The sequence below is a fragment of the Rhizobium sp. 3T7 genome, assembly GCF_020166565.1.
Classification (GTDB): Bacteria; Pseudomonadota; Alphaproteobacteria; order Rhizobiales; family Rhizobiaceae; genus Rhizobium.
On the sequence record NZ_JAIQXS010000023.1, the window covers coordinates 36,145 to 57,190 of the forward strand.

Consider the following 21,046-nt stretch of genomic DNA (forward strand, 5'->3'; position numbering starts at 1 on the left):
CCTCTAGAGGCCGCCATGTTCCTTGAGGAAACTGACGATGGAGTTGACGCCATCGCCCCGCTTCATGTCGGAGAAAACAAAAGGCCGTGCCTGGCGCATCCGTGTCGCATCGCGGTCCATAACATCCAGGTCCGCGCCGACATAAGGAGCCAGATCCTTCTTGTTGATGACAAGGAGATCCGACTTGGTAATGCCAGGGCCGCCCTTGCGCGGGATTTCCTCGCCCTGGCAAACCGAGATGACGTAGATCGTGATATCCGCCAGATCAGGAGAGAAGGTGGCAGCCAGATTGTCGCCGCCCGACTCGATGAAAACAACGTCGAGATCGGGAATCCGCTCGTTGAGGCCGGCGATGGCCTGCAAATTGATCGTAGCGTCTTCACGGATTGCCGTATGCGGGCAACCGCCGGTTTCCACGCCAACGATCCGATCCGACGGCAAAGCCTGCATGCGCATCAGCGCCTCGGCATCCTCAGTCGTGTAGATGTCGTTTGTAACAACGGCGACGGAATATTCGTCACGCATGGCCTTGCAGAGTTTCTCGGTGAGCGCCGTCTTGCCGGAGCCTACCGGCCCACCGATGCCTACGCGTAAGGGTCCGTTTCCTGATTTCATATTCTGAACTCCAATGACAATCGATGATAGCGCCCCGCTCGAAGAGCGACCACCGGCAAATGACGCAGGTCGACGGCTGGCCGCACCTGCCTGGATAAAGTCATGATCGAAAGAGCCGCGTCGGCTGCGTCTCGTGGCGCAGCGACATGATATCGGCCTGGATGGTCGCCGATCCGAGATCGTCGAGTGTTGAAGCGGCTGCCCGCTTCGCGACGGAGGCTATTTCGCCTTCCAGCCGCGACAGAATGGCAACGCCATCCTTCTGCCCGGCAACGCCGAGACGGATGCCTGCGGAAACTGCCTGCGAGAGATAGGCATGGAGGAATGCCGCGATCGCCTTCTCCGACGCCACCCCATGCGCACCCGCAACGGCGCCGATGGCCACTGGATACGCCACGTGTCGTGGCAATCGATCGAAGACCTCGTCTGGCCACGCGCTGGCGGCAGACAGGAACGCATCGCCAAGCAGCATCGTTTCCTGATGACGCTCGCGCGAGCCGGCAAGCGCCTCAGCGAGTTCCGCCAGTTCGCCAAGCCGCTCCAGTTGTCCGTGACAGCGGTGGCTCTCGGCGAGAAGAACGGCATCATTCCACACAGCCCCACGCGCGATCAGGTTCGATGCCCACCCCGCAAGCGAATGGGAATCGGCGACCAACCCATCGTGGACGGCACGCTCCAAACCACCTGAATAGGCGAACGACCCGACGGGGAAGGCTGGCGAAAGCCATGCCATCAGCCGCAGCAGAGCCTGCAGATCGGCATCATCAGTCATGTTTGCTCAGTCGTGCGAGTGATGATGGTGCGCATGGTCATGCCCATGCGAGTGTCCGTGCGAATGATAGGCGCCGCGCGCCGGCTGGAACGGCTCGGCAACTTCCCGGACCGTCGCACCAAGCCCTTCCAGCATGGAGCGGATCACATGATCCCGCAGGATGAGAATGCGGTCTTCCTCGATTTGCGCGCCGAGGTGCCGATTGCCGAGGTGCCACGCGAGCTCGATCAGGTGCAGGCGATTCTTGCCCTTGACCTCGAAAAGCTTCTCGTCGGCCGCCACGATTTCGATGAGTTCGCCGTCCTCGAGAACCAGCATATCGCCACTTGCAAAAAGCACCGGCTCCTTGAGATCGAGCATGACCATCTCGCCGTCTTCGAGATGAAGCAGCTTACGCCGCAAATGCCTCAAGTCGTGCGGCAGAACCACTTTTCCGATCGGGTTCGAGGAAGGCGTTCCGGCAGGCAGATAGGAAGTAACGTGTTGCATGACATGTCCAATTCGCTTGAGATTGCGACCATGCAAAATAGCCCCGTACGATGCAAGATGGAATGAGGCGCTGGACAATAGCGCCGCGCGAATTTCTTCAGGCCAGCCGCGCCTCATCGCAATCCATATTCATCGCGCGAGCAGCCGCAGTTTCCGCCGGCAGATGCCTGCGCCAACCCGGATGCAGTCCCTCGTTCTCATGCACCACGCGGTTTCGACCGAGCGCCTTTGCCAGGTAAAGTGCCTTGTCTGCCGCTGAATAGGCACCCTCCTTGCTGCGCCCCGGCTCGAGCTCGGCAATACCGGCCGACACAGTAAGCGCAACCACGCAATCGTCGGCAACGACGGGATGCGCCGCCAAACGTGTGCAGACCGACCGCACTCTCTCGATCCGCTGCTCCTGCGAGCCACCGACAACGATCGCGCCGAACTCTTCTCCGCCCAGCCTCCCCGCGACGGAGTGCCCGTCGAAGGCGGCGGCCAGAATGGCCGACACGGCCACGATCACGGCGTCGCCACAGCCGTGACCGAAGCGATCATTGATGGCCTTGAAACGGTCTACATCGAAGATCGCCAGGCAGGCATTTCCATCAACCTGCTCCAATGCCTCGGTAAAGGCGCGTCGGTTGAGAAGACCTGACAACACGTCCGTACGGCTTAACTGCTCGAACTCTGCGCGCGAGACGCTGAGCTGATGCATCGCGTGACCCGCCACGAGAGCCAACACGCTCGAAACGGCGCCGCCGATAACCCACGACAGCAACACGCCATAGACAACGCCGTGAGCGAGCGGGACGGGCAACATTCCCATCCAGTCGAGCGGAGGCAATACGAGCGTTATCACGACCGACGACAGCGTCACCGCGAGGAAGCTCATCTTGAGAGCGAAGACGTAAATTGTGTGGCGATCCTGAAAATCGCCAAGCTCCGCCTGGAGTGAAATTCTCATGCGAATCGACCTTCTTGCCCACCGCCAGAGAGATTGCTTAGAGGCCAACTCCTGCCGAGTTCTTAAGTGAATTGTTAAGATTTGAGCGAGTTTCATGAATTGATCGCCGGTTGAAAAGTGCCCGAAAACGCAACGCTTTCTGCAGTGAATCAACCAATAAAGCCGAAATCATAAGCCACTGTTTTTGCCTATGTTTTCAAGCCGCAACAATAACAATGTTCCATTATGAACAGGCCGCCTCAAGGTGGAACATCGAAAAATAAAAGACAACCCAGGGAAGATTCGATCCTAACGCAAGATGTTAGGACCGGCCGGCCTCTGACACCGGTCGGCTCCAAACAGTCAAAACAGGAAGTAACGTTGCGCCATCGGCAGCACCGTTGCCGGCTCGCAGGTCAGCAACTCGCCGTTAGCACGGACCTCGTAAGTCTCGGGATCGACCTCGATTTCAGGCGTCAGGCTGTTGTGGATCATCGACGCCTTGGAAATACCGCCACGGGTGTTCTTCACCGCGACGAGATTCTTGGCGACGCCGAGACGGCTCTTCAGGCCGGCGTCGAGCGACGCCTGCGAAACGAAGGTTACCGACGAATTGGTGCGCAGCTTGCCGTGGGCGGCAAACATCGGCCGGTAGTGCATCGGCTGCGGCGTCGGGATCGAAGCGTTCGGATCGCCCATCGGAGCTGCCGCGATCGAACCGCCGAGCAATACCATCTCCGGCTTGACGCCGAAGAAGGCAGGGTTCCACAGAACCAGATCGGCGCGCTTGCCCACTTCGACCGAACCGATCTCGTGGCTGAGGCCCTGGGCGATCGCAGGGTTGATGGTGTATTTCGCAATGTAGCGGCGAACGCGGAAGTTGTCGTTCTCGCCCGTCTCTTCCTTGAGGCGTCCGCGCTGACGCTTCATCTTGTCGGCCGTCTGCCAGGTGCGGATCGCCACCTCGCCGACGCGGCCCATGGCCTGGCTGTCGGACGAGATGATCGAGAAGGCGCCAATATCGTGAAGAATATCTTCAGCGGCGATCGTCTCCTTGCGGATGCGGCTTTCGGCGAAGGCGATATCTTCCGGGATCGACGGCGACAGGTGATGGCAGACCATCAGCATGTCGAGATGCTCGGCAACCGTGTTGACGGTATAGGGCCGGGTCGGATTGGTCGACGACGGAATGACGTTCGACTGGCCACAGATCTTGATGATATCAGGCGCATGTCCGCCGCCCGCGCCCTCGGTGTGGAAGGCGTGGATCGTGCGGCCCTTGATAGCGCCGATCGTATCCTCAACGAAGCCGCTTTCGTTCAGCGTATCGGTATGGATCATCACCTGGATGTCGTATTCGTCGGCGACCGAAAGGCAGCAGTCAATCGCCGCCGGCGTCGTGCCCCAATCTTCGTGCAGCTTTAGCGACGACGCGCCGGCCAGCACCATTTCCTCGAGCGCCGCCGGCAGCGAGGCGTTGCCCTTGCCGGCAAGCGCGAGGTTCATCGGAAAGCCGTCGAAGCTCTCGATCATCCGCTCGATATGCCAGGCGCCGGTGCAGGTGGTGGCGAGCGTGCCATGTGCGGGGCCCGTGCCACCGCCCAGCATGCAGGTGACGCCCGACATCAGCGCTTCTTCGATCTGCTGCGGGCAGATGTAGTGGATATGCGCGTCCATGCCGCCGGCCGTGATGATCTTGCCTTCGCCCGCGATTGCCTCGGTCGAGGGACCGACGATGATGTTGACGCCCGGCTGGGTATCGGGATTACCCGCCTTCCCGATCGCCGCGATGCGGCCGCTCTTGAGCCCGATATCGGCCTTGTAGATGCCGGAGTGATCGATAACCACGGCATTGGTGATAACGGTATCGACGGCACCCTGCGCCCGTGTTGCCTGGCTCTGCCCCATGCCATCACGGATAACCTTGCCGCCGCCGAACTTTACCTCTTCGCCATAGGTGGTGAAGTCCTTCTCGATCTCGATGAAGAGCTCCGTATCGGCAAGACGCACCTTGTCACCGGTGGTCGGGCCGAACATGCTGGCATAGGCGGCGCGGGAAATCTTGTAGGGCATATGTCAGGCTCCTTGGGAGGAAGAAAGGGATGTGCTCGCCGGCAGCCGCGTGACGCGGCCGGCGGCGACATAACTGTCGACAAGCTGCCGTTCGGCAGCAAAGGGATGCCATTCCCAACCCGCGTGGCCGAAGCCCGCGAGATCGATGGCGGCCTCGGGAAATCTGTTCATCACTTCAGCGATCACGATCATGCCGCTGCTCGGCACGACGTAAGGCGCGGGGTGGTAAGCCGCGAGCGCCGTGTCGACGGCCTCATGAATCACTTTATCCACGACCACATGCACCTTTCCAACAGCCATGCAGAACGCATTGAATTGACTCGTGTAATCGTCGCAGAAATCATCCAGCTCGGGGTGCGATACGGCAAGTGGTTCACGCAGCTGCGCGAATTTCTCCGGATCGCGCACACTCCAGATCGCCGCCGCTTCCCGCACGCCGGGATGTTCCCGCCACGCATCGGAGCCGAGCATTGCCTTTGCTGGCCGCCCGGTATTGCAGATCGCGACGACATCTGTGCGGCCCGGGCTCGCCTCATAAGACCGGCATTCGTTGAAGCGGATCACGAATGCGGAATCCGCCACCGCGGCCGCCGCTTCTGCTCCGATCTCTCCGTTGCCGACGATCATGATCCTGCCAACCACCTCAGTTGCCCATCGTTTCTGCAAGTTCCTTGAGCTGCTTGGTGCGTTCGTCCGTCAACTCGGCGATGCAGCCGGCGACCAGCATCGGCTCCATCGTGCCGCCGCGCGCCTGGAAGCCTGCCGCCTCGCACTCCGCATCGCGAAAATCGACCCACGCCCGCTGTGCCTTTACAAGCGCCTTCTCGGCACCGCTATCGGCGCCGAGATCCTTGTCGAGCGTAGCAAGGGCCGCGCGCGTAATCTTGTATTGCGCGTTCAGCGCCTTGTCGGCGGTTTCCTGACGCGCCTGCTCACAAGCGGTCATGTCGGCCTGTGTGACGGGATTTTTGCAGTCCAGATCTTCGGCACGGGCGCCGACGGCGATGAACATCGCAACGCCGGTCGCCAGAAGATGCAAGCTCGCCCGCATCGTTTCCTCCCGGGCCACTTTAGAGCTTGCCCATGACGAGCTGGCGGAAACCATAGACCTCGCGCTTGCCGGAAAGCGGGATCAGCGTTACCGATCGCGTCTGGCCGGGCTCGAAGCGCACGGCAGTGCCTGCCGGGATATCAAGTCGCATGCCGTGCGCTTTCTCCCGTTCGAAGGACAGGCCCGCATTCGTCTCCGCGAAATGATAGTGGCTGCCAACCTGCACCGGGCGATCGCCGGTGTTCGAGACCTCGAGCGTTACCGTCGGCGCACCGACGTTCAGCTCGATCTCGCCGCTTGCGGCAATGACTTCTCCTGGGATCATGATCTTCTCCTCACGCGGCCTTGATGGGCGCACAGCCCTCGGCCTTCAGAACGCGCTTTGTCGACGCGGGGTATTTGGCAAGCTTGGCCGCCGGGCGCACCGGGCGGCGCACGAGCTCGCCGCCGCAATTCGGGCAGACACCGCCGAGGACATCGGCGACACAATCGGTGCAGAATGTGCATTCGAAGGTGCAGATCATCGCTTCGGAACTGTCAGGCGGCAGATCCTTGTCGCAGCATTCGCAATTGGGGCGCAGCTCCAGCATGTGAACCTCAGCGGATCGGCTCGTGGACCGTCACGAGCTTGGTGCCATCGGGAAAAGTCGCCTCGACCTGCACGTCGTGGATCATCTCGGCAATGCCTTCCATGACCTGGTGACGGGCGATGACATGGGCGCCGGCTTCCATCAGTTCCGCGACCGGGCGACCATCACGCGCGCCTTCGACGACGAAATCGGTGATCAGCGCGATCGCTTCGGGATGGTTGAGCTTGACGCCCCGCTCCAACCGCCGCCGCGCGACCATGGCCGCCATCGAAATCAACAGCTTGTCTTTTTCTCTCGGTGTGAGGTTCATCGTGCATCCATCTGCTTGATCAGTGCATGATGCCGAAAAGTCTGAAGCGGTATTCGGACGACATCATGCTCTTCTTCTTTAATTTAGAACCGGATTCAGATTTCAGGTCGAAGAACCTGAAATCATCCGGTTCTAGAGATTCCAGACTTTCGGTACCGGCGCTCCATTGCGCAAGGTCGAAATGATCGGGATTAGGATTTTTCTCAAGGCGAAACCATCGGGCGCCGAAAGACGCACGACGAGCTTGCCGGCCCAGCTGCTGGCGCCGCCCATATGATCTTCGAGCAAGGGACGCACTGCGCTGAGATAAGCTTCCGCACGCGGCCCGACATAGAGCACCGTCGCAAACGCGACCTTGCCACCGAGCACGGCATCCGCACAGGCAAGCGATGCGACACTCCCCTGCAATTGCAGGTCTTCCGCGTGGCAGAGCCGGCCTGCCTTGCGGATACGCCAGCGGTCGCGAAAGAGGCCGGTGTCCAGCGCCTCCCCCATCGCCTTGCGGCCAAGCAGGATCGCTTCGACGGCCAGGAATTCGGCATCGTCATCGAGATCGACGTCTAGTCTTCGAAACAGCGACGAGCGATCGAACAGAATGGTTTCCTGCGGCAGCCAGTCCACCCGAGCGTCTGCGCCGACGGAAATGCTAGTGTTGACCTCGGCCGTTCCCGCTGACGCCTTGTAAATCTTCTCGCAGGCCTGGGTGGTGACGTCGATGCGCGTGCCTGGACCGGCATTTACGCTCCAGTTCATCCGGTCGCCGCCGGTGAGGCCGCCTGCCGTATTGATGATGACGGCCTCCATGGAGGAATCGAATGTATCGGGAAGGCGGATTTTTGCCGCTCCCTCCTGATAAAGCTCCTGCAGGCGCGTGCGCCCGTCGAGCGTCTTTGCAGCCAGATGCCCGCACCCCTCGGCTCTTTGCGGTCTCGTGGCTACCGCCGCGTTCGTCATTCCATCCCCTTCCAGTGCACCGCCGGTTGACCCAGTCGTTTTCATTGAAGTTAGCAACCTGCTGAAAGCAAGCAATTCCTGTGCCGCGCCGATGCGTTCCGCGCCTTCGGAAAAGCAGCTTCGACGCACTCAGGAATTGCCGAAGAAAGCAGCATCTGCCCAGTGGATTGCCGCAGGATCAGACGGTCAGATGACGACGCGCTTCCGGTGTATCAAGCGTTTCGGCAAGCCCCTCATGAACGATCTCACCGCGATCCATGATGTAGACATAGTCGGCGAGCTCGCGGCAGAAGTCGAGATACTGCTCGACCAGCAGGATCGCCATGCCAGTGCTGTCGCGCAGATAGCGGATCGCCCGGCCGATATCCTTGATGATCGACGGCTGGATGCCTTCGGTCGGCTCGTCGAGCACGAGGATCTTCGGCCGCGTCACCATCGCCCGGCCGATCGCCAGTTGCTGCTGCTGTCCACCCGACAAATCGCCGCCGCGCCGCCCGAGCATCGACTGCAGCACCGGAAACAGGCTGAAAATATCATCAGGGATGGAACGGTCCCGGCGCCCCAGCGGCGCAAAGCCGGTCTCGAGGTTTTCCTTGACCGTCAGCAAGGGAAAGATCTCGCGGCCCTGAGGCACATAGCCGATGCCCTGCTTGGCGCGGGCAAACGGCGGCAGTCCGTTAAGCTTCACGTCGTTGAAGCTGACACTGCCGGCCGACAACGGATGCTGGCCGGTAACGGCGCGGAGAAGAGAGCTCTTGCCCACGCCGTTACGCCCCAGCACGCAAGTGATCTTGCCCATGTCAGCCTTGATGGAGATGCCGCGCAGCGCCTGTGCCGCGCCGTAGTGAAGGTTTGCATTCTCGACTGTCAGCATCTCACCGCCCCAGATAATTCTCGATCACCTTCGGATCGGAGCTTACGAAATCGATCGACCCTTCGGCCAGCACAGAACCTTCCGCAAGGCAGGTCACCTTGACGCCCAGTTCGCGAATGAAGCCCATGTCGTGCTCGACGACGACCACCGAGCGCGTCTTGGCAATCTGCTTGAGCAGGATCGCGGTTTCCGCGGTCTCCGCGTCCGTCATGCCGGCGACCGGCTCGTCGACCAGGAGCAGCTTCGGCTCCTGCGCCAGAAGCATGCCGATCTCCAGCCACTGCTTCTGGCCGTGCGAGAGATTGGCAGCCAGCTCGTCACGCCGATGCGTCAGCCGCACCGTTTCAAGGATCTCCTCGATACGCGCCTTGTCGTCGGCGGAGAGCCGATAGAACAGCGTCGCAAAGACACCGCGCTTGCGGTTCAGCGCCAGTTCCAGATTGTCCCATACCGTGTGGCTCTCGAACACCGTCGGCTTCTGAAACTTGCGGCCGATCCCGAGCTGGGCGATGTCGGCCTCGTCTCTCTTCGTCAGGTCCACGTCGCCGTTGAAGTACACTTCGCCTTCGTCCGGTCGGGTCTTGCCGGTGATGATGTCCATCATCGTCGTCTTGCCGGCGCCGTTCGGGCCGATGATGGCGCGCAGTTCGCCGGGTTCGATGATGATCGAGAGCGAGTTCAGCGCCTTGAATCCGTCGAAGGAAACCGAGACGTTGTTGAGATAGAGAACGCTGTTTGGTTTGACATCAGGGATCATGATCGCTCACTCCGCCGGCTGGATTTTTGCGTCGACGCCCTCTTCCTGAAGCGCGGGCGTGGCCTCCGCCTTCGGCTTGCGGCGCGAGAAGTACTGGCCGATCGTGCCAACGATCCCCTTCGGCAGGAACAGCGTGACGAGCACGAAGAGACCACCAAGCGCGAATAGCCAGAACTCCGGAAACAGACCGGTAAAGATGGTTTTGCCGCCGTTGACGAGAATGGCGCCAATGATCGGGCCAATCAGAGTCGAACGCCCACCGACCGCCGTCCAGATGACAACCTCGATCGAGTTGGCAGGAGCAAATTCGCCAGGGTTGATAATCCCGACCTGCGGCACATAGAGCGCCCCGGCGATGCCGGCCATCATCGCCGAGACGACGAAGGTGAAGAGCTTGAAGTGTTCGACGCGGTAGCCGAGGAAGCGCGTACGGCTTTCCGCATCGCGGACGCCGACAAGCACCTTGCCAAACTTCGAGCGCACGATGGCGGAGGCGATCAATAGCGACAACGCCAGGAAGATGGCGGTCGCAGCAAAGAGCGCGGCGCGCGTGCCATCGGCCTGCACGCTGTAACCGACAATCTCCTTGAAGTCGGTCATGCCGTTATTGCCGCCGAAGCCCATGTCGTTGCGGAAGAAGGCAAGCAGCAGCGCATAGGTCATCGCCTGCGTAATGATCGAGAGATAGACACCGTTGACGCGCGAGCGGAACGCGAACCAACCGAAGACGAAGGCAAGCAGGCCGGGCACCAGCAGAACCATCAGGGCTGCAAACCAGAACTTGTCGAAGCCGTACCAGAACCAAGGCAGTTCCTTCCAGTTCAGGAACACCATGAAATCGGGTAGAACAGGGTCACCGTAGACGCCGCGCGAGCCGATCTGCCGCATCAGATACATGCCCATCGCATAGCCGCCAAGCGCGAAGAAAGCACCGTGCCCGAGCGAGAGGATTCCGCAGAAGCCCCAGACCAGATCGAGCGCCAGTGCCAGCAGCGCATAGGTCAGGTATTTGCCAAACAGCGCCATGATGTAGGTCGGGATATGCAGCGGGTTGGTCGGTGCGGTCATCAGGTTGAGCACGGGCACCAGCACGGCGACCGCAAGCAGAATGACGATCGCAGCGATGATCTTGCGGTCGAGAGACCGGAGCAGGAAGGCCGTAATCATGCTTCCACCGCCCTTCCTTTAAGTGCGAAGAGCCCGCGCGGACGCTTCTGGATGAAGAGAATGATGAGAACGAGCACCAGGATCTTGCCGAGCACGGCGCCGGCGAAGGGCTCGAGGAACTTGTTGAGGACGCCGAGCGACAGGGCACCGACAAGCGTGCCCCAGAGATTGCCGACTCCGCCGAAGACCACGACCATGAAGCTGTCGATGATATAGCTCTGGCCGAGGTTCGGCGAAACGTTGTCGATCTGCGAGAGTGCGACGCCCGCGATGCCGGCAATGCCGGAACCGAGCGCGAAGGTAAATGCGTCGACCCAACCGGTACGGATGCCCATCGACGACGCCATGCGGCGGTTCTGAGTAACCGCGCGCATCTGCAATCCGAATGCCGAGCGCTTCAAGAGAACAAGCAGCGCAAAGAACACCACCATCGAAAAGACGATGATCCAGAGACGATTCCAGGTGATCGAGAGACCGCTCAGTTCGAATGCGCCCGACATCCAGCTCGGATTGCGCACCTCGCGGTTGGTCGGGCCGAAGATTGTCCGCACCGCCTGCTGCAGGATCAGCGACACGCCCCAGGTGGCAAGCAGCGTTTCGAGCGGGCGGCCGTAGAGATAGCGGATGACGATGCGCTCGATGACGAGGCCGACGAAGCCAGTGAAGAGGAAGGCCGCCGGAACGGAGAAGGCCAGCGAGTAGTTTCCAAGTTCCGGAAATGCGGAGCTGATGTACTCCTGCACGACGTACGTCGTGTAGGCACCGATCATCACCATTTCGCCGTGCGCCATATTGATGACGCCCATGACGCCGAAGGTGATGGCAAGGCCGATCGCCGCGAGCAGCAACACCGACCCGAGCGACAACCCGTACCATACATTCTGCCCGACATCCCAGAGGGCGAGGCTGCGGTTGATCGCATTGATATGGGTCTGGATGGCGCCCTTCAGTTCGTCAGGCGCGGTCGCCATGGCCGAATTCAGGATGGTCAGCGCATCGCGCCCACCGCGCGCCGCAACCGTGTCGATCGCAGCCTTCTTCTCGTCGGCGCTGACATCGCTCTTCAGCACCATAACGGCGCGCGCCGCTTCCATCGCATTCCTAACTTCGGCGTCCTTCTCTTCGGCCAGCGCCGAGGTGAGAAGATCAAGGTTTGCTGGATCGGCGTCCTTGAGCAATCCCTGAGCCGCCGCAAGCCGCGCGCCGCGATCCGGGCTCAGCAGCGTCAGCTGGCTCGTAGCGGTGGCAATCACCGTGCGCAACGAATTGTTGATCTTGACCTTGGACATGTAATCCGGATCAACGTCGGAGACGACCTCACCGGAAATCGGGTCGGCGTAGGTCGGCTCACCCTCGGCGCCGCCCTGCACCAGCACAGGGCCGCCGGTCTCGGAATTCACGTAAAGCTGGCCGTCGCGCAGCAGCTGCAGAATCTCACCGACACGCGGGTCCTTGGAGGCGACCAGTGCCTTGATCGCGGCTTCGCGCTCAGGGAAATCGCCGACGCCAAGTGCATCAATAAGCGGATGAATATCTTCCTGCGCTTTGAGCGCAGTCGCAAAAGCCGGCACTGCCAGGCATAGGGTCAGAAGCAAAATCTTGATGGCGCGATACATCGGCTTTCTTGCCTCGGTTATCGTTGGCCTTCCGGCGCAATCGAGAAAGTTAAGCCTTCAAATCGGCATCGATCCAAAACATGGAACCGGTGCCGTCCGAAGCATCAAGGCTGCGCTTCGGAGATGGACCTTCCGCCCGGACAGGAGAGACCGGGCGGAAGTCTTCAGGCGTCAGAGTGACAGGGTGGAACGCACTCAGGAGCCCTTGCCGCCGCACTTGCCCGAGGCAACATTGAAGTTGCCGCAGTTCATTGGCTTGCGCCAATCGGAGATCAGATCCTTGGAGTCGGGCAAATAGTCGGACCATTCGTCGCCGACGACCGCCGGGGTCTGCTGAACGATTTCGAACTGGCCGTCGCCCTGGATTTCGCCGATCAGCACCGGCTTCGTGATGTGGTGGTTTGGCATAACGGTCGCATAGCCGCCCGACAGGTTCGGAACGGTGGTGCCGATGATCGTGTCGAGAACCTTATCCGTGTCGGTCGTGCCGGCAGCCTGAACAGCCTTAACCCAGGCGTTGAAGCCGATATAGGCGGCTTCCATCGGGTCGTTCGTCACGCGCTTGTTGTTCTTGGTGAACTCGTGCCACTGCTTGATAAACTTCTTGTTTGCCGGGCTTTCGACAGACTCGAAGTAGTTCCAAGCAGCGAGGTGGCCGACGAGCGGCTTGGTGTCGAGACCGGCAAGCTCTTCTTCACCGACCGAGAAGGCGACGACCGGGATATCGGTTGCCTTGATGCCCTGGTTGCCGAGTTCCTTGTAGAAAGGAACGTTCGCGTCACCATTGATGGTCGAGACCACGGCCGTCTTCTTGCCAGCGGAACCGAATTCCTTGATCTTCTTCACTTCCGTCTGCCAATCGGAGAAGCCGAACGGCGTGTAGTTGATGATGATGTCTTCCTTCGGAATACCCTTGGATTCGAGATAGGCTTCCAGAATCTTGTTCGTCGTGCGCGGATAGACGTAGTCGGTGCCTTCGAGAACGAAGCGCTTAACGCCTTCCTTTTCCATCAGGTAGTCGACCGCGGGGATCGCCTGCTGGTTCGGAGCAGCACCCGTGTAGAAGATGTTGCGCGAAGACTCTTCGCCTTCATACTGGACCGGGTAGAAGAGGATCGAGTTGAGCTCTTCGAATACAGGCAGAACCGATTTGCGCGACGAGGACGTCCAGCAACCGAAGACGGCCGCAACCTTGTCCTTTTCGATCAGCTCGCGTGCCTTTTCGGCAAACAGCGGCCAGTCGGAAGCCGGGTCGACGACGACGGCTTCGAGCTTCTTGCCCAGAAGGCCGCCCTTCTTGTTCTGCTCGTCGATGAGCATCAGCATGGCGTCTTTCAGCGTCGTTTCGGAGATCGCCATCGTGCCGGACAGCGAATGCAAAACGCCGACCTTGATGGTGTCGTCAGCCGCAACGGCTCCGTGGAAAGCGGCCGTGGCCGACAGGACGGCGCCGAGTGCGGCGCCCGTGATATAGGACTTGAGATTCATCTGGTTGATCCCCTCTTCTTGTTGGACAACAGGCCGAAAACGGAAGTTAACTGTTGCTTAAAGGACTATCCGGTGCTGCACTGCGAAAGCGTATACGTAATATGACGTAGTGGACGGGGCGAAATGTGCAGTCTTGCGCTGCACCGCACTCTTAAGCCTCGTGTCGTTCCGTGTTACGAACGCGTGACAAGGGGAACAAAGGGGCTGGCACCAAGGCATGGCAGCGCGGCAACGCATCATTCCGGTCAGGCGCGAATACAATCGCTGGGTGGCGAACCAGACGCTGGAAGACTACGCGCTGCGCTTTACCGCAAAGAGCGCCCGGCAGTTCTCGTCGCAGCGCATCTCGCAGACGGCGATCGGCGCCATCTCTTTCCTGGCGCTGGAAGCGATCGGCGGTGCGATCACCCTCTCCTACGGTACGACCAACGCCTTTTTCGCCATTGTCGTCGCCAGCATCGCCATGCTCGCCATCGGGTTACCGATCAGCCGCTATGCGATCCGCCACGGCGTCGATATCGACCTGCTGACCCGCGGCGCGAGCTTCGGCTATATCGGCTCGACGGTCACCTCACTGATCTATGCCAGCTTCACCTTCATGCTGTTTGCGATTGAAGCTTCCATCATGTCCGGCGCCTTGGAGCTGACGCTCGGAATCCCGCTATGGATCGGTTACATCATCAGCGCCGTCATGGTCATTCCGCTGGTCACGCACGGCGTCCGACTGATTAGCCGGTTCCAATTGCTCACCCAGCCTTTCTGGATCGTCCTCAACGTTCTGCCCTTCCTCTTCATCGCCGTGATGGATTGGGAAAAGTTCGATCTCTGGCGCGCCTTTGCCGGTATCCGTCATGCTTCCGGGCCGCCGGGCACCGTAGCACCGTTCGATCTCGTCGAGTTCGGTGCCGCCTCGGCCGTCATCCTGGCGCTGATGTCGCAGATCGGCGAACAGGCCGACTTCCTGCGCTTTCTACCGCCGGAAAAGCAGCGCAACTGGCGCCACCGGCTCGCGGTGTTTCTGGCCGGTCCCGGCTGGGTGATTATCGGGGCGCCGAAGCTGCTTGCGGGCTCCTTCCTCGTGGTACTCACCTTCGCTTCGGGCGTGCCGGTCGATCGCGCCGCCGATCCGGCCCAGATGTATCTCACAGCCTTCGGCTACATGATCCCCTGGCACCATGCCGCGCTGCTGCTCATGGCCGCCTTCGTGGTCGTCTCACAGCTGAAGATCAACGTGATGAATGCCTATGCGGGGTCGCTCGCCTGGTCGAACTTTTTCTCCCGCCTCACCCACAGCCATCCCGGTCGCGTCATCTGGCTCGTCTTCAACGTGGCGATCGCCCTTCTGCTGATGGAACTCGGTATCTACAAGCTGCTGGAGGAAACGCTCGGCATCTTTTCGATCATCGCCATGGCCTGGCTCTGCACGATCTCAGCCGATCTTTTCATCAACAAGCCGCTCGGCCTTGCCCCTCCCGGCATCGAATTCAAGCGCGCCCACCTCTACGACATCAACCCCGTTGGCCTCGGCGCAATGACGCTGTCGGCTAGCATTGCGCTAGTCGCGCATTTCGGTGTGTTCGGCTCCATCGCCGCATCGCTGGCGCCCTACATCACACTTGTCGTCGCGCTGATCGCTTCGCCCTTGATCGCCTGGGGGACAAGAGGCAAGTTCTATCTGGCCCGCAAGCCGCGCCACAGCTGGAGGAACCTCACCAACATCACCTGCTCGGTCTGCGAGCATCCCTTCGAGCCGGAAGACATGGCCTGGTGCCCGGCCTATGCGGCGCCGATCTGCTCGCTCTGCTGTTCGCTCGACAGCCGCTGCCACGATATGTGCAAGCCGAAGGCGCACTTCAACGCGCAGATCGGCACGGTCGCCAAGGCAGTGCTGCCGGAAACCGTGGTCGAGAAGCTGACCACCCGCCTCGGTCGCTACGGCATCGCCGTCGTGCTGGCGCTGACGGCCGTCGGCGTCATCCTCGCGATGATCGCCCATCAGGTTTCCTCAGCGTCCCCGGAGACCGCCGAGGTCGTCAACGGAACGATCCTCGTCGTCTTCTTCGTCTTTGCCGTGATTGCGGGCGTCGTGTGCTGGTTCTATGTCCTGGCGCACGACAGCCGCGTGGTAGCCGAAGAGGAGTCGTCGCGCCAAAACACGCTGCTATTGAAGGAAATCGCTGCCCACAAGAAGACTGACGCCGCCTTGCAGACCGCAAAGGAGACGGCGGAGGCGGCCAACCGGGCCAAGAGCCGCTATGTGGTCGGTCTCAGTCATGAACTGCGCACGCCACTGAACGCGGTGCTCGGCTACGCGCAGATTCTCGAGCGCGACGAAACGATCCCGGCTCCACGCCAGTCCTCGATCAAGGTCATTCGCCGCAGCGCGGAACATCTGTCCGGCCTCATTGATGGCCTCCTCGATATTTCCAAGATCGAAGCCGGGCGTCTGCAGGTCTATTCCAATGAGATCAACATCCAGGATTTCCTGGATCAGGTCGTCGACATGTTCCGCCCGCAGGCGCAAGCCAAGGGACTGACCTTCCATCACGATCGCTCGCCCGCCCTGCCCCAGTTCGTACGCACCGACGAAAAGCGGCTACGCCAGATTCTGGTCAACCTGCTTTCCAATGCCATCAAGTTCACGGACGAAGGCAGCGTCACCTTCGACGTCGGCTATCGCAGCCAAGTCGCGACCTTCACCGTGGCCGACACCGGGCGCGGCATCGCCGAGAAGGATCTGACCCGCATCTACGAGCCGTTCCAGCGGGGAGAAGCCGACAGCATCCGTCCGATGCCGGGCCTCGGTCTTGGCCTGACGATCACGCAACTGCTGACCAACACGCTCGGCGGCGAAATCTCGGTGAGCAGCGAGAAGGATCATGGAACCGTGTTCCGGGTTCGGCTCATGCTTTCAGCGGTCCTTCGCGAAATGATCGTCCCGCCGCAGGAAAAAAAGATCGTCAGTTACAACGGCCCTCGACGCACGATCGTCGTCGTGGACGATAACGAGGATCACCGCGAAATGATGCGCGAGGTGCTTGCCCCACTTGATTTCGTCGTCCTGACGGCGGCGAGCGGGACGGACTGCCTAACCTTGATCGAAGGCATTCAACCCGATCTGTTCCTCGTCGACATCTTGATGCCCGGCATGAATGGCTGGCAACTCGTTTCTCGCCTGCGTGCCAATGGACAAACCGCTCCGATCGTCATGCTGTCCGCCAATATCGGCGACGCTGCTGCTCACCGCGACAGTGACGACAGCCACGACGATGCGATCGGAAAACCCGTCGACATCAGGCAGCTGCGGGACAAGCTTGCGCTCCATCTCGGCTTGAAATGGCTCTATGCGGAGGACGTCCAGCCACCCGCCGCCAAGCGCGAACAACCGTTGGTCAACCCGGGGCCCGCACACGTCCAGGAATTGTTGCGGCTCGCCGAGATCGGCTACATCAGAGGCATCGAAGCAAAGCTCACCGACCTTGCCAAGGATGAGGCAAATCAGCCATTTACAGAGGAGCTTCGTTCCTATGCGGCCTCATTCGATCTGAATGGCCTCATGAACTTCCTCCACCGTTTTGATGAGAAGGTAGAAACCCTTGGCTGAGCTCCCGCGCGATATCGTTTTGCTGGTGGATGACTCGCCGGAAGCATTGGGGTTCTTGACCGATGCTCTGGAGCAGTCCGGCTTCTCCGTCCTGATCGCCACATCGGGCTCGGCTGCGCTGAATATTGTGGAGCGCATTACCCCAGACCTCATTCTGCTGGATGCGGTCATGCCATCTATGGACGGCTTTGAGACTTGCAGGAAACTCAAATCGAACCCGGCAATCAGCCAGATACCGGTCATCTTCATGACCGGTCTGACGGAAACCGAGCATGTCGTTCGCGCTCTTGAATCCGGAGGCGTCGACTACCTGACGAAGCCGATCAATATCGACGAGTTGCGAGCGCGGATCGGTGTCCACCTGCGCAACGCACGTTCGACACAGAGCGCGCGCGTTGCGCTGGATGCTGCCGGCCGGCATTTGCTTGCGGTCAAGGGCAACGGCGACATTCACTGGTCGACGCCACAGGCAACACGCCTCGTCAACGCTGCAATGGACAGAGACGACGCCATGGACACGGTGGTCACGAAGATTGCCGAGTGGATGAAAACCCGCCCGGCCTCAGCGCGCGACGGCGCGATCTCGCTTTCGCATGCCGGCAAGGACGTGCTTCAGCTTGCCTTTTTGGGCGCGATCGGTGCTGACGAATATCTGTTTCGCCTGACGGCAAACAACGCGCGCGCCGATGACGAGGTGCTGCGCCGGCATTTCTCGCTGACACAGAGAGAATCCGAAGTATTGCTATGGATTGCGAAGGGCAAGGCCAACCGCGATATCGGCGAGATTCTCGGCCTGTCGGCGCGCACCGTAAACAAGCATCTCGAACAGATCTATGTGAAGCTCGGCGTCGAAAACCGCGCCTCCGCCGCCGTCAAGGCCGCTCATGTCCTGCACGAGACCTGATCCACCATCCGGCAGATCGCGCCGACAGCTCAAACAACGCGATCCGGCGGATCTGGCTGACGACGGATCCGAGAACGACAGCAGAACCTTTACCGTCGCGTCGGTTGGCGCTTGATTGGCCACAGCGACGGCGAACTACTCTTCGAGGTTCGGTTCTAGCTACAAAAGTCGGAGGGGAATCTGCGATGATTGATTTCCTGAATGCCTTTCTGTCCTCGATACCTGCGCCGCAGCAAGTCCAATTGCTTTGGTCGCATATCTCGCCACCTTGATCGCCTGGTTCCAGTCGCGCTACGCGTTAACACGCTAAAGGAAGCTCAAGCCAAAATTCAGGACGTACCATCAACGATAATAACACTTCGAACAACCGCTCTATCAACGTCTCACAATGCTTCGACCTGGGCAGTCGCCTGCGGCTGGGTGTTGACCCAGCCTTTCGGCACGCCTTCGCGCAGAATCTCCGGTGTGGTGAAAAAGACTCCGTCCGGGGTTGGATTGGGAGTTGGGGTCACCGCGGCCTGAGGCGTGCCGGCGACACCGGTCAGCAGCTGAATCCGCGCCAGCATCGAGAAATCCTCATGCACCGTGTTATGGCAATGGTTGACGTAGGCGCCGCCGAATTCGCCAAACTGAACCTGGAAGGTGACGCTGCCGCCTTCGCCCAGCCTCCAGACGTCCTTCCTCTGCAGGTTCTCGGTCGCCTCAAGTTTCATTCCGGTGCGCGATATTGTAATCCCCTCCTCGAAATGAAGGTGAATGGGGTGATCCCATCCGCCGCCCCCATTCTTGTAGGTCCAATGCTCCACCTCGCCGGCCTTTGGGATGAGCAGGGAAATCCTGTTGGCGTTCATCGAGTGGGAAGCCTCGCCGTTGACGCGAATGGTCCAGGGAAAGTTGGCGAATTCGCCGCAATCGGGCACGCATCCGTTGGCCCCGCGGGCATCTCCCTTCCCCGACCTGCCAAATTCGACGAGCCTTGTGCGCACCGGAGCGACGATCGGAATCTGCTCAGTCAACTTGGGCGGAACCTGACTGACGTCCGGGTCCGTGGCGCGGTGGATGACACCGGGGACATCCACGCTTTCGACTGCGCCAACCACGCGAAACTCAAGCATTGGCCCGACGACCGGATCGGAGGAAACGCCCCGCAGCGCTTGGGCCAGGCTGAGCTCCTCCTTGGGACCACGACCGTCTTCGTGACGAATGAGATTGACCACCTGTATTCTGTCACCACTGCGGAAGCCGGAAAAATCAGCGACGAAGTCGTAGCGCTCGGCAATCCCCTGCAAAGGAAGCGAATTTAATGTCAGGGTGTTGACAACAAGATTTCCATCATTGGCAATAAATTTGATGGGGACGGCATTTCCCCTGGCATCCGCGAGTGCGAGTTTCAGGAATCGCGACACGCTCGCGTTCAGGGTGCGGAAACGGTACTTTCGCGGCAGCACTTCGAAGAATGGCGCATAGCCGAAATTGACCAACGGCACGTCCCCGAGCATTCCGTCAGTGTCGAAAATGTCGAAGAAAAGCTGGCCCGCAGCGTCGCATACGGCATCGGAAAATATCAGATTGACGTCAAAATCGACGTTGCCCCAACCCAGCAATTTGCCGCTCGGCAGCCGTAGATTGACGCCGTCCGACAACACCTCGTTGCCACGGTCGGGGCCGCTATAGTAATTGATAGTGCCAAGGTTGCCTTTATAGACGTTCTCCGCCGTGAAGAAGAAACGGTGATCATGCGCGAACATGCTGCCTTGCAGTTCGCGGAAATCTCCAGAGACGTTGACAAGGCTGGTGTTGTCGTCCGGTCCTGATGCCCGTCGATCGGTTGCCTGCGTGTTGATCTTGTCGCGCCGGGCAAGCGTCGTGCTCCAGCGGTAATCGTAGAACGTGCCGGGGAAATGATGCACATTCGCGGCACCATCACTCTCGGCGCCATTGTGCGCGTTGTGGAAATGAAGCTGAGTTTCGTTGCGCCCGAAGCCGTTGTTTTGGGCCCGGTCGACGGGCAGGTCGTTGTAGACGCGGGTGATGATGGGTTCGCCGTACCGGCCCTTGATCAGGAACGGGGGCAGCGTGCACTCGGCAGCCCTGCCATCGCCATGGGTCCAGACGCTATTTGGCTGCTGGTGCGGAAAATCGTCGTGGAGGAATCCGCCGGTTCCGCTTTGGGTAATCTGGCCGAGCCTGAGTATGTAGCCGACCTCAGGAAAAAACTCGTCCCAGCGCTGATGTGCGAAGATCTCGCCGGGCGGGCGGCCTTCAATCGGCCCACGGTGTGTCAGCGGATTAACAAATGCCGGGTTCGTCGGATCGGCCGAAAAGTCGGTGTGGTAGGACAGGCGCTTTGCCGGCCGCTCGCCCAGGCGGGCGGGAAAGGCGGCATGGCCGTCGGGCGTCCGCACCATCGGCAGCGGCTTGAGCAGGTGTAGCCGGTTCAGCCGCTGGGAGAATTTCCTGATGCCGAACAGCGGTGTCCGCGGCGCGCCGGTCGGAACGGCGGCGTAAGCGCTCTTTGCAAAAGGACTGAGGCCGTTTTTGCAGGCCAGATATCCGCTCGTTGTGAAAATACCCCATCGCAGCAATTCGCGACGGGTAACTTGTTGCTGATTTAGCGCTCTGACGATCTCGGCTCGGTTTTCCCGGGCGAGTTCTGCCTCATGCTGTCGCACTCGTGAGATGTCGTGGGGGATATACATTTTGCTCGCCCCATAAGGGTAGCTCGCGGTCCCTAATCTACCCTTACAAAAACTTTACTCTCAAAACACAAGAGTACAAGTGTGGGCCTACATTGTCGGGGCCGTCTAGCCAGCGGAAGGGAGGGCGCGGGCATCGTCCTGACCTACGCGATACC

Annotated in this window: 19 protein-coding genes; 2 read left to right on the forward strand and 17 right to left on the reverse strand. The window is 60.3% G+C overall.

The window, feature by feature from the left end; genetic code table 11:
* Positions 1 to 3: 3 nt before the first annotated feature.
* The 16 genes from ureG to urtA all read right to left on the reverse strand — a co-directional run bounded on the left by ureG (position 4) and on the right by urtA (position 13,684).
* Positions 4 to 615: an urease accessory protein UreG gene (ureG, locus tag K9B32_RS24340; RefSeq protein WP_224566906.1), complete on the reverse strand. Its 612-nt coding sequence runs from the start codon at positions 613 to 615 to the stop codon at positions 4 to 6.
* A gap of 100 nt (positions 616 to 715) precedes the next feature.
* Positions 716 to 1,387 carry an urease accessory protein UreF gene (locus tag K9B32_RS24345; protein ID WP_224566908.1) on the reverse strand — a complete coding sequence of 224 codons (672 nt, stop codon included), beginning with the start codon at positions 1,385 to 1,387 and terminating at the stop codon, positions 716 to 718.
* Between the two features lie 6 nt (positions 1,388 to 1,393).
* Entirely contained in the window at positions 1,394 to 1,876 is a 483-nt protein-coding gene (ureE, locus tag K9B32_RS24350) for an urease accessory protein UreE (RefSeq protein ID WP_224566910.1), read from the reverse strand.
* Between the two features lie 97 nt (positions 1,877 to 1,973).
* Complete coding sequence (locus tag K9B32_RS24355) at positions 1,974 to 2,825, reverse strand: GGDEF domain-containing protein (RefSeq protein ID WP_224566911.1); 852 nt, start codon at positions 2,823 to 2,825, stop codon at positions 1,974 to 1,976.
* A 342-nt stretch (positions 2,826 to 3,167) separates the two neighbouring features.
* Positions 3,168 to 4,877, reverse strand: a complete 1,710-nt coding sequence (gene ureC / locus K9B32_RS24360) for an urease subunit alpha (RefSeq protein WP_224566913.1) — start codon at positions 4,875 to 4,877, stop codon at positions 3,168 to 3,170.
* Between the two features lie 3 nt (positions 4,878 to 4,880).
* Positions 4,881 to 5,504 carry a Urease operon accessory protein gene (locus K9B32_RS24365; protein WP_224566915.1) on the reverse strand — a complete coding sequence of 208 codons (624 nt, stop codon included), beginning with the start codon at positions 5,502 to 5,504 and terminating at the stop codon, positions 4,881 to 4,883.
* A 16-nt stretch (positions 5,505 to 5,520) separates the two neighbouring features.
* Positions 5,521 to 5,928, reverse strand: a complete 408-nt coding sequence (locus K9B32_RS24370) for a lysozyme inhibitor LprI family protein (protein WP_224566917.1) — start codon at positions 5,926 to 5,928, stop codon at positions 5,521 to 5,523.
* A 19-nt stretch (positions 5,929 to 5,947) separates the two neighbouring features.
* The gene (locus K9B32_RS24375; protein WP_224566928.1) at positions 5,948 to 6,253 is read right to left on the reverse strand and encodes an urease subunit beta; all 306 of its coding nucleotides are present in this window, start codon (positions 6,251 to 6,253) and stop codon (positions 5,948 to 5,950) included.
* A 10-nt stretch (positions 6,254 to 6,263) separates the two neighbouring features.
* Complete coding sequence (locus tag K9B32_RS24380; protein ID WP_224566930.1) at positions 6,264 to 6,518, reverse strand: DUF1272 domain-containing protein; 255 nt, start codon at positions 6,516 to 6,518, stop codon at positions 6,264 to 6,266.
* A gap of 7 nt (positions 6,519 to 6,525) precedes the next feature.
* Positions 6,526 to 6,828 carry an urease subunit gamma gene (locus tag K9B32_RS24385; RefSeq protein WP_224566932.1) on the reverse strand — a complete coding sequence of 101 codons (303 nt, stop codon included), beginning with the start codon at positions 6,826 to 6,828 and terminating at the stop codon, positions 6,526 to 6,528.
* 132 nt (positions 6,829 to 6,960) lie between these two features.
* Positions 6,961 to 7,782 (reverse strand): urease accessory protein UreD, encoded by an 822-nt coding sequence (locus tag K9B32_RS24390; protein ID WP_224566934.1) that lies wholly within the window; start codon positions 7,780 to 7,782, stop codon positions 6,961 to 6,963.
* Positions 7,783 to 7,960: 178 nt separating this feature from the next.
* Positions 7,961 to 8,656, reverse strand: coding sequence for an urea ABC transporter ATP-binding subunit UrtE (gene urtE, locus K9B32_RS24395; protein ID WP_007790272.1), 696 nt, complete (start codon positions 8,654 to 8,656; stop codon positions 7,961 to 7,963).
* 1 nt (position 8,657) lies between these two features.
* A complete protein-coding gene (gene urtD, locus K9B32_RS24400; RefSeq protein ID WP_224566936.1) occupies positions 8,658 to 9,413 on the reverse strand; it encodes an urea ABC transporter ATP-binding protein UrtD in 756 nt (251 codons plus the stop codon).
* A gap of 6 nt (positions 9,414 to 9,419) precedes the next feature.
* Positions 9,420 to 10,580, reverse strand: a complete 1,161-nt coding sequence (gene urtC / locus K9B32_RS24405; RefSeq protein WP_224566938.1) for an urea ABC transporter permease subunit UrtC — start codon at positions 10,578 to 10,580, stop codon at positions 9,420 to 9,422.
* Positions 10,577 to 12,196 (reverse strand): urea ABC transporter permease subunit UrtB, encoded by a 1,620-nt coding sequence (urtB, locus tag K9B32_RS24410; RefSeq protein WP_224566939.1) that lies wholly within the window; start codon positions 12,194 to 12,196, stop codon positions 10,577 to 10,579. The genes urtC and urtB overlap by 4 nt, the downstream gene beginning before the upstream one ends.
* Positions 12,197 to 12,391: 195 nt before the next feature.
* The gene (gene urtA / locus K9B32_RS24415) at positions 12,392 to 13,684 is read right to left on the reverse strand and encodes an urea ABC transporter substrate-binding protein (protein WP_224566942.1); all 1,293 of its coding nucleotides are present in this window, start codon (positions 13,682 to 13,684) and stop codon (positions 12,392 to 12,394) included.
* 217 nt (positions 13,685 to 13,901) lie between these two features.
* Here urtA and K9B32_RS24420 point away from each other — a divergent pair, with 217 nt between their 5' ends.
* A complete protein-coding gene (locus K9B32_RS24420) occupies positions 13,902 to 17,288 on the forward strand; it encodes an ATP-binding protein (protein ID WP_224566943.1) in 3,387 nt (1,128 codons plus the stop codon).
* Positions 17,281 to 18,192 carry a response regulator transcription factor gene (locus K9B32_RS24425; protein WP_224566945.1) on the forward strand — a complete coding sequence of 304 codons (912 nt, stop codon included), beginning with the start codon at positions 17,281 to 17,283 and terminating at the stop codon, positions 18,190 to 18,192. The genes K9B32_RS24420 and K9B32_RS24425 overlap by 8 nt, the downstream gene beginning before the upstream one ends.
* A gap of 383 nt (positions 18,193 to 18,575) precedes the next feature.
* Here the strand turns inward: K9B32_RS24425 and K9B32_RS24430 are convergent, their stop codons facing one another.
* Positions 18,576 to 20,891: a multicopper oxidase domain-containing protein gene (locus tag K9B32_RS24430; protein WP_224566947.1), complete on the reverse strand. Its 2,316-nt coding sequence runs from the start codon at positions 20,889 to 20,891 to the stop codon at positions 18,576 to 18,578.
* Positions 20,892 to 21,046: the final 155 nt, after the last annotated feature.

What these genes read in the sequence shown, in the direction of transcription:
- ureG (WP_224566906.1), bottom strand. Translation starts at nt 615, where the DNA reads ATGAAATCAGGAAACGGACCCTTACGCGTAGGCATCGGTGGGCCGGTA.
- K9B32_RS24345 (WP_224566908.1), bottom strand. Translation starts at nt 1,387, where the DNA reads ATGACTGATGATGCCGATCTGCAGGCTCTGCTGCGGCTGATGGCATGG.
- ureE (WP_224566910.1), bottom strand. Translation starts at nt 1,876, where the DNA reads ATGCAACACGTTACTTCCTATCTGCCTGCCGGAACGCCTTCCTCGAAC.
- K9B32_RS24355 (WP_224566911.1), bottom strand. Translation starts at nt 2,825, where the DNA reads ATGAGAATTTCACTCCAGGCGGAGCTTGGCGATTTTCAGGATCGCCAC.
- ureC (WP_224566913.1), bottom strand. Translation starts at nt 4,877, where the DNA reads ATGCCCTACAAGATTTCCCGCGCCGCCTATGCCAGCATGTTCGGCCCG.
- K9B32_RS24365 (WP_224566915.1), bottom strand. Translation starts at nt 5,504, where the DNA reads ATGATCGTCGGCAACGGAGAGATCGGAGCAGAAGCGGCGGCCGCGGTG.
- K9B32_RS24370 (WP_224566917.1), bottom strand. Translation starts at nt 5,928, where the DNA reads ATGCGGGCGAGCTTGCATCTTCTGGCGACCGGCGTTGCGATGTTCATC.
- K9B32_RS24375 (WP_224566928.1), bottom strand. Translation starts at nt 6,253, where the DNA reads ATGATCCCAGGAGAAGTCATTGCCGCAAGCGGCGAGATCGAGCTGAAC.
- K9B32_RS24380 (WP_224566930.1), bottom strand. Translation starts at nt 6,518, where the DNA reads ATGCTGGAGCTGCGCCCCAATTGCGAATGCTGCGACAAGGATCTGCCG.
- K9B32_RS24385 (WP_224566932.1), bottom strand. Translation starts at nt 6,828, where the DNA reads ATGAACCTCACACCGAGAGAAAAAGACAAGCTGTTGATTTCGATGGCG.
- K9B32_RS24390 (WP_224566934.1), bottom strand. Translation starts at nt 7,782, where the DNA reads ATGACGAACGCGGCGGTAGCCACGAGACCGCAAAGAGCCGAGGGGTGC.
- urtE (WP_007790272.1), bottom strand. Translation starts at nt 8,656, where the DNA reads ATGCTGACAGTCGAGAATGCAAACCTTCACTACGGCGCGGCACAGGCG.
- urtD (WP_224566936.1), bottom strand. Translation starts at nt 9,413, where the DNA reads ATGATCCCTGATGTCAAACCAAACAGCGTTCTCTATCTCAACAACGTC.
- urtC (WP_224566938.1), bottom strand. Translation starts at nt 10,580, where the DNA reads ATGATTACGGCCTTCCTGCTCCGGTCTCTCGACCGCAAGATCATCGCT.
- urtB (WP_224566939.1), bottom strand. Translation starts at nt 12,196, where the DNA reads ATGTATCGCGCCATCAAGATTTTGCTTCTGACCCTATGCCTGGCAGTG.
- urtA (WP_224566942.1), bottom strand. Translation starts at nt 13,684, where the DNA reads ATGAATCTCAAGTCCTATATCACGGGCGCCGCACTCGGCGCCGTCCTG.
- K9B32_RS24420 (WP_224566943.1), top strand. Translation starts at nt 13,902, where the DNA reads ATGGCAGCGCGGCAACGCATCATTCCGGTCAGGCGCGAATACAATCGC.
- K9B32_RS24430 (WP_224566947.1), bottom strand. Translation starts at nt 20,891, where the DNA reads ATGTATATCCCCCACGACATCTCACGAGTGCGACAGCATGAGGCAGAA.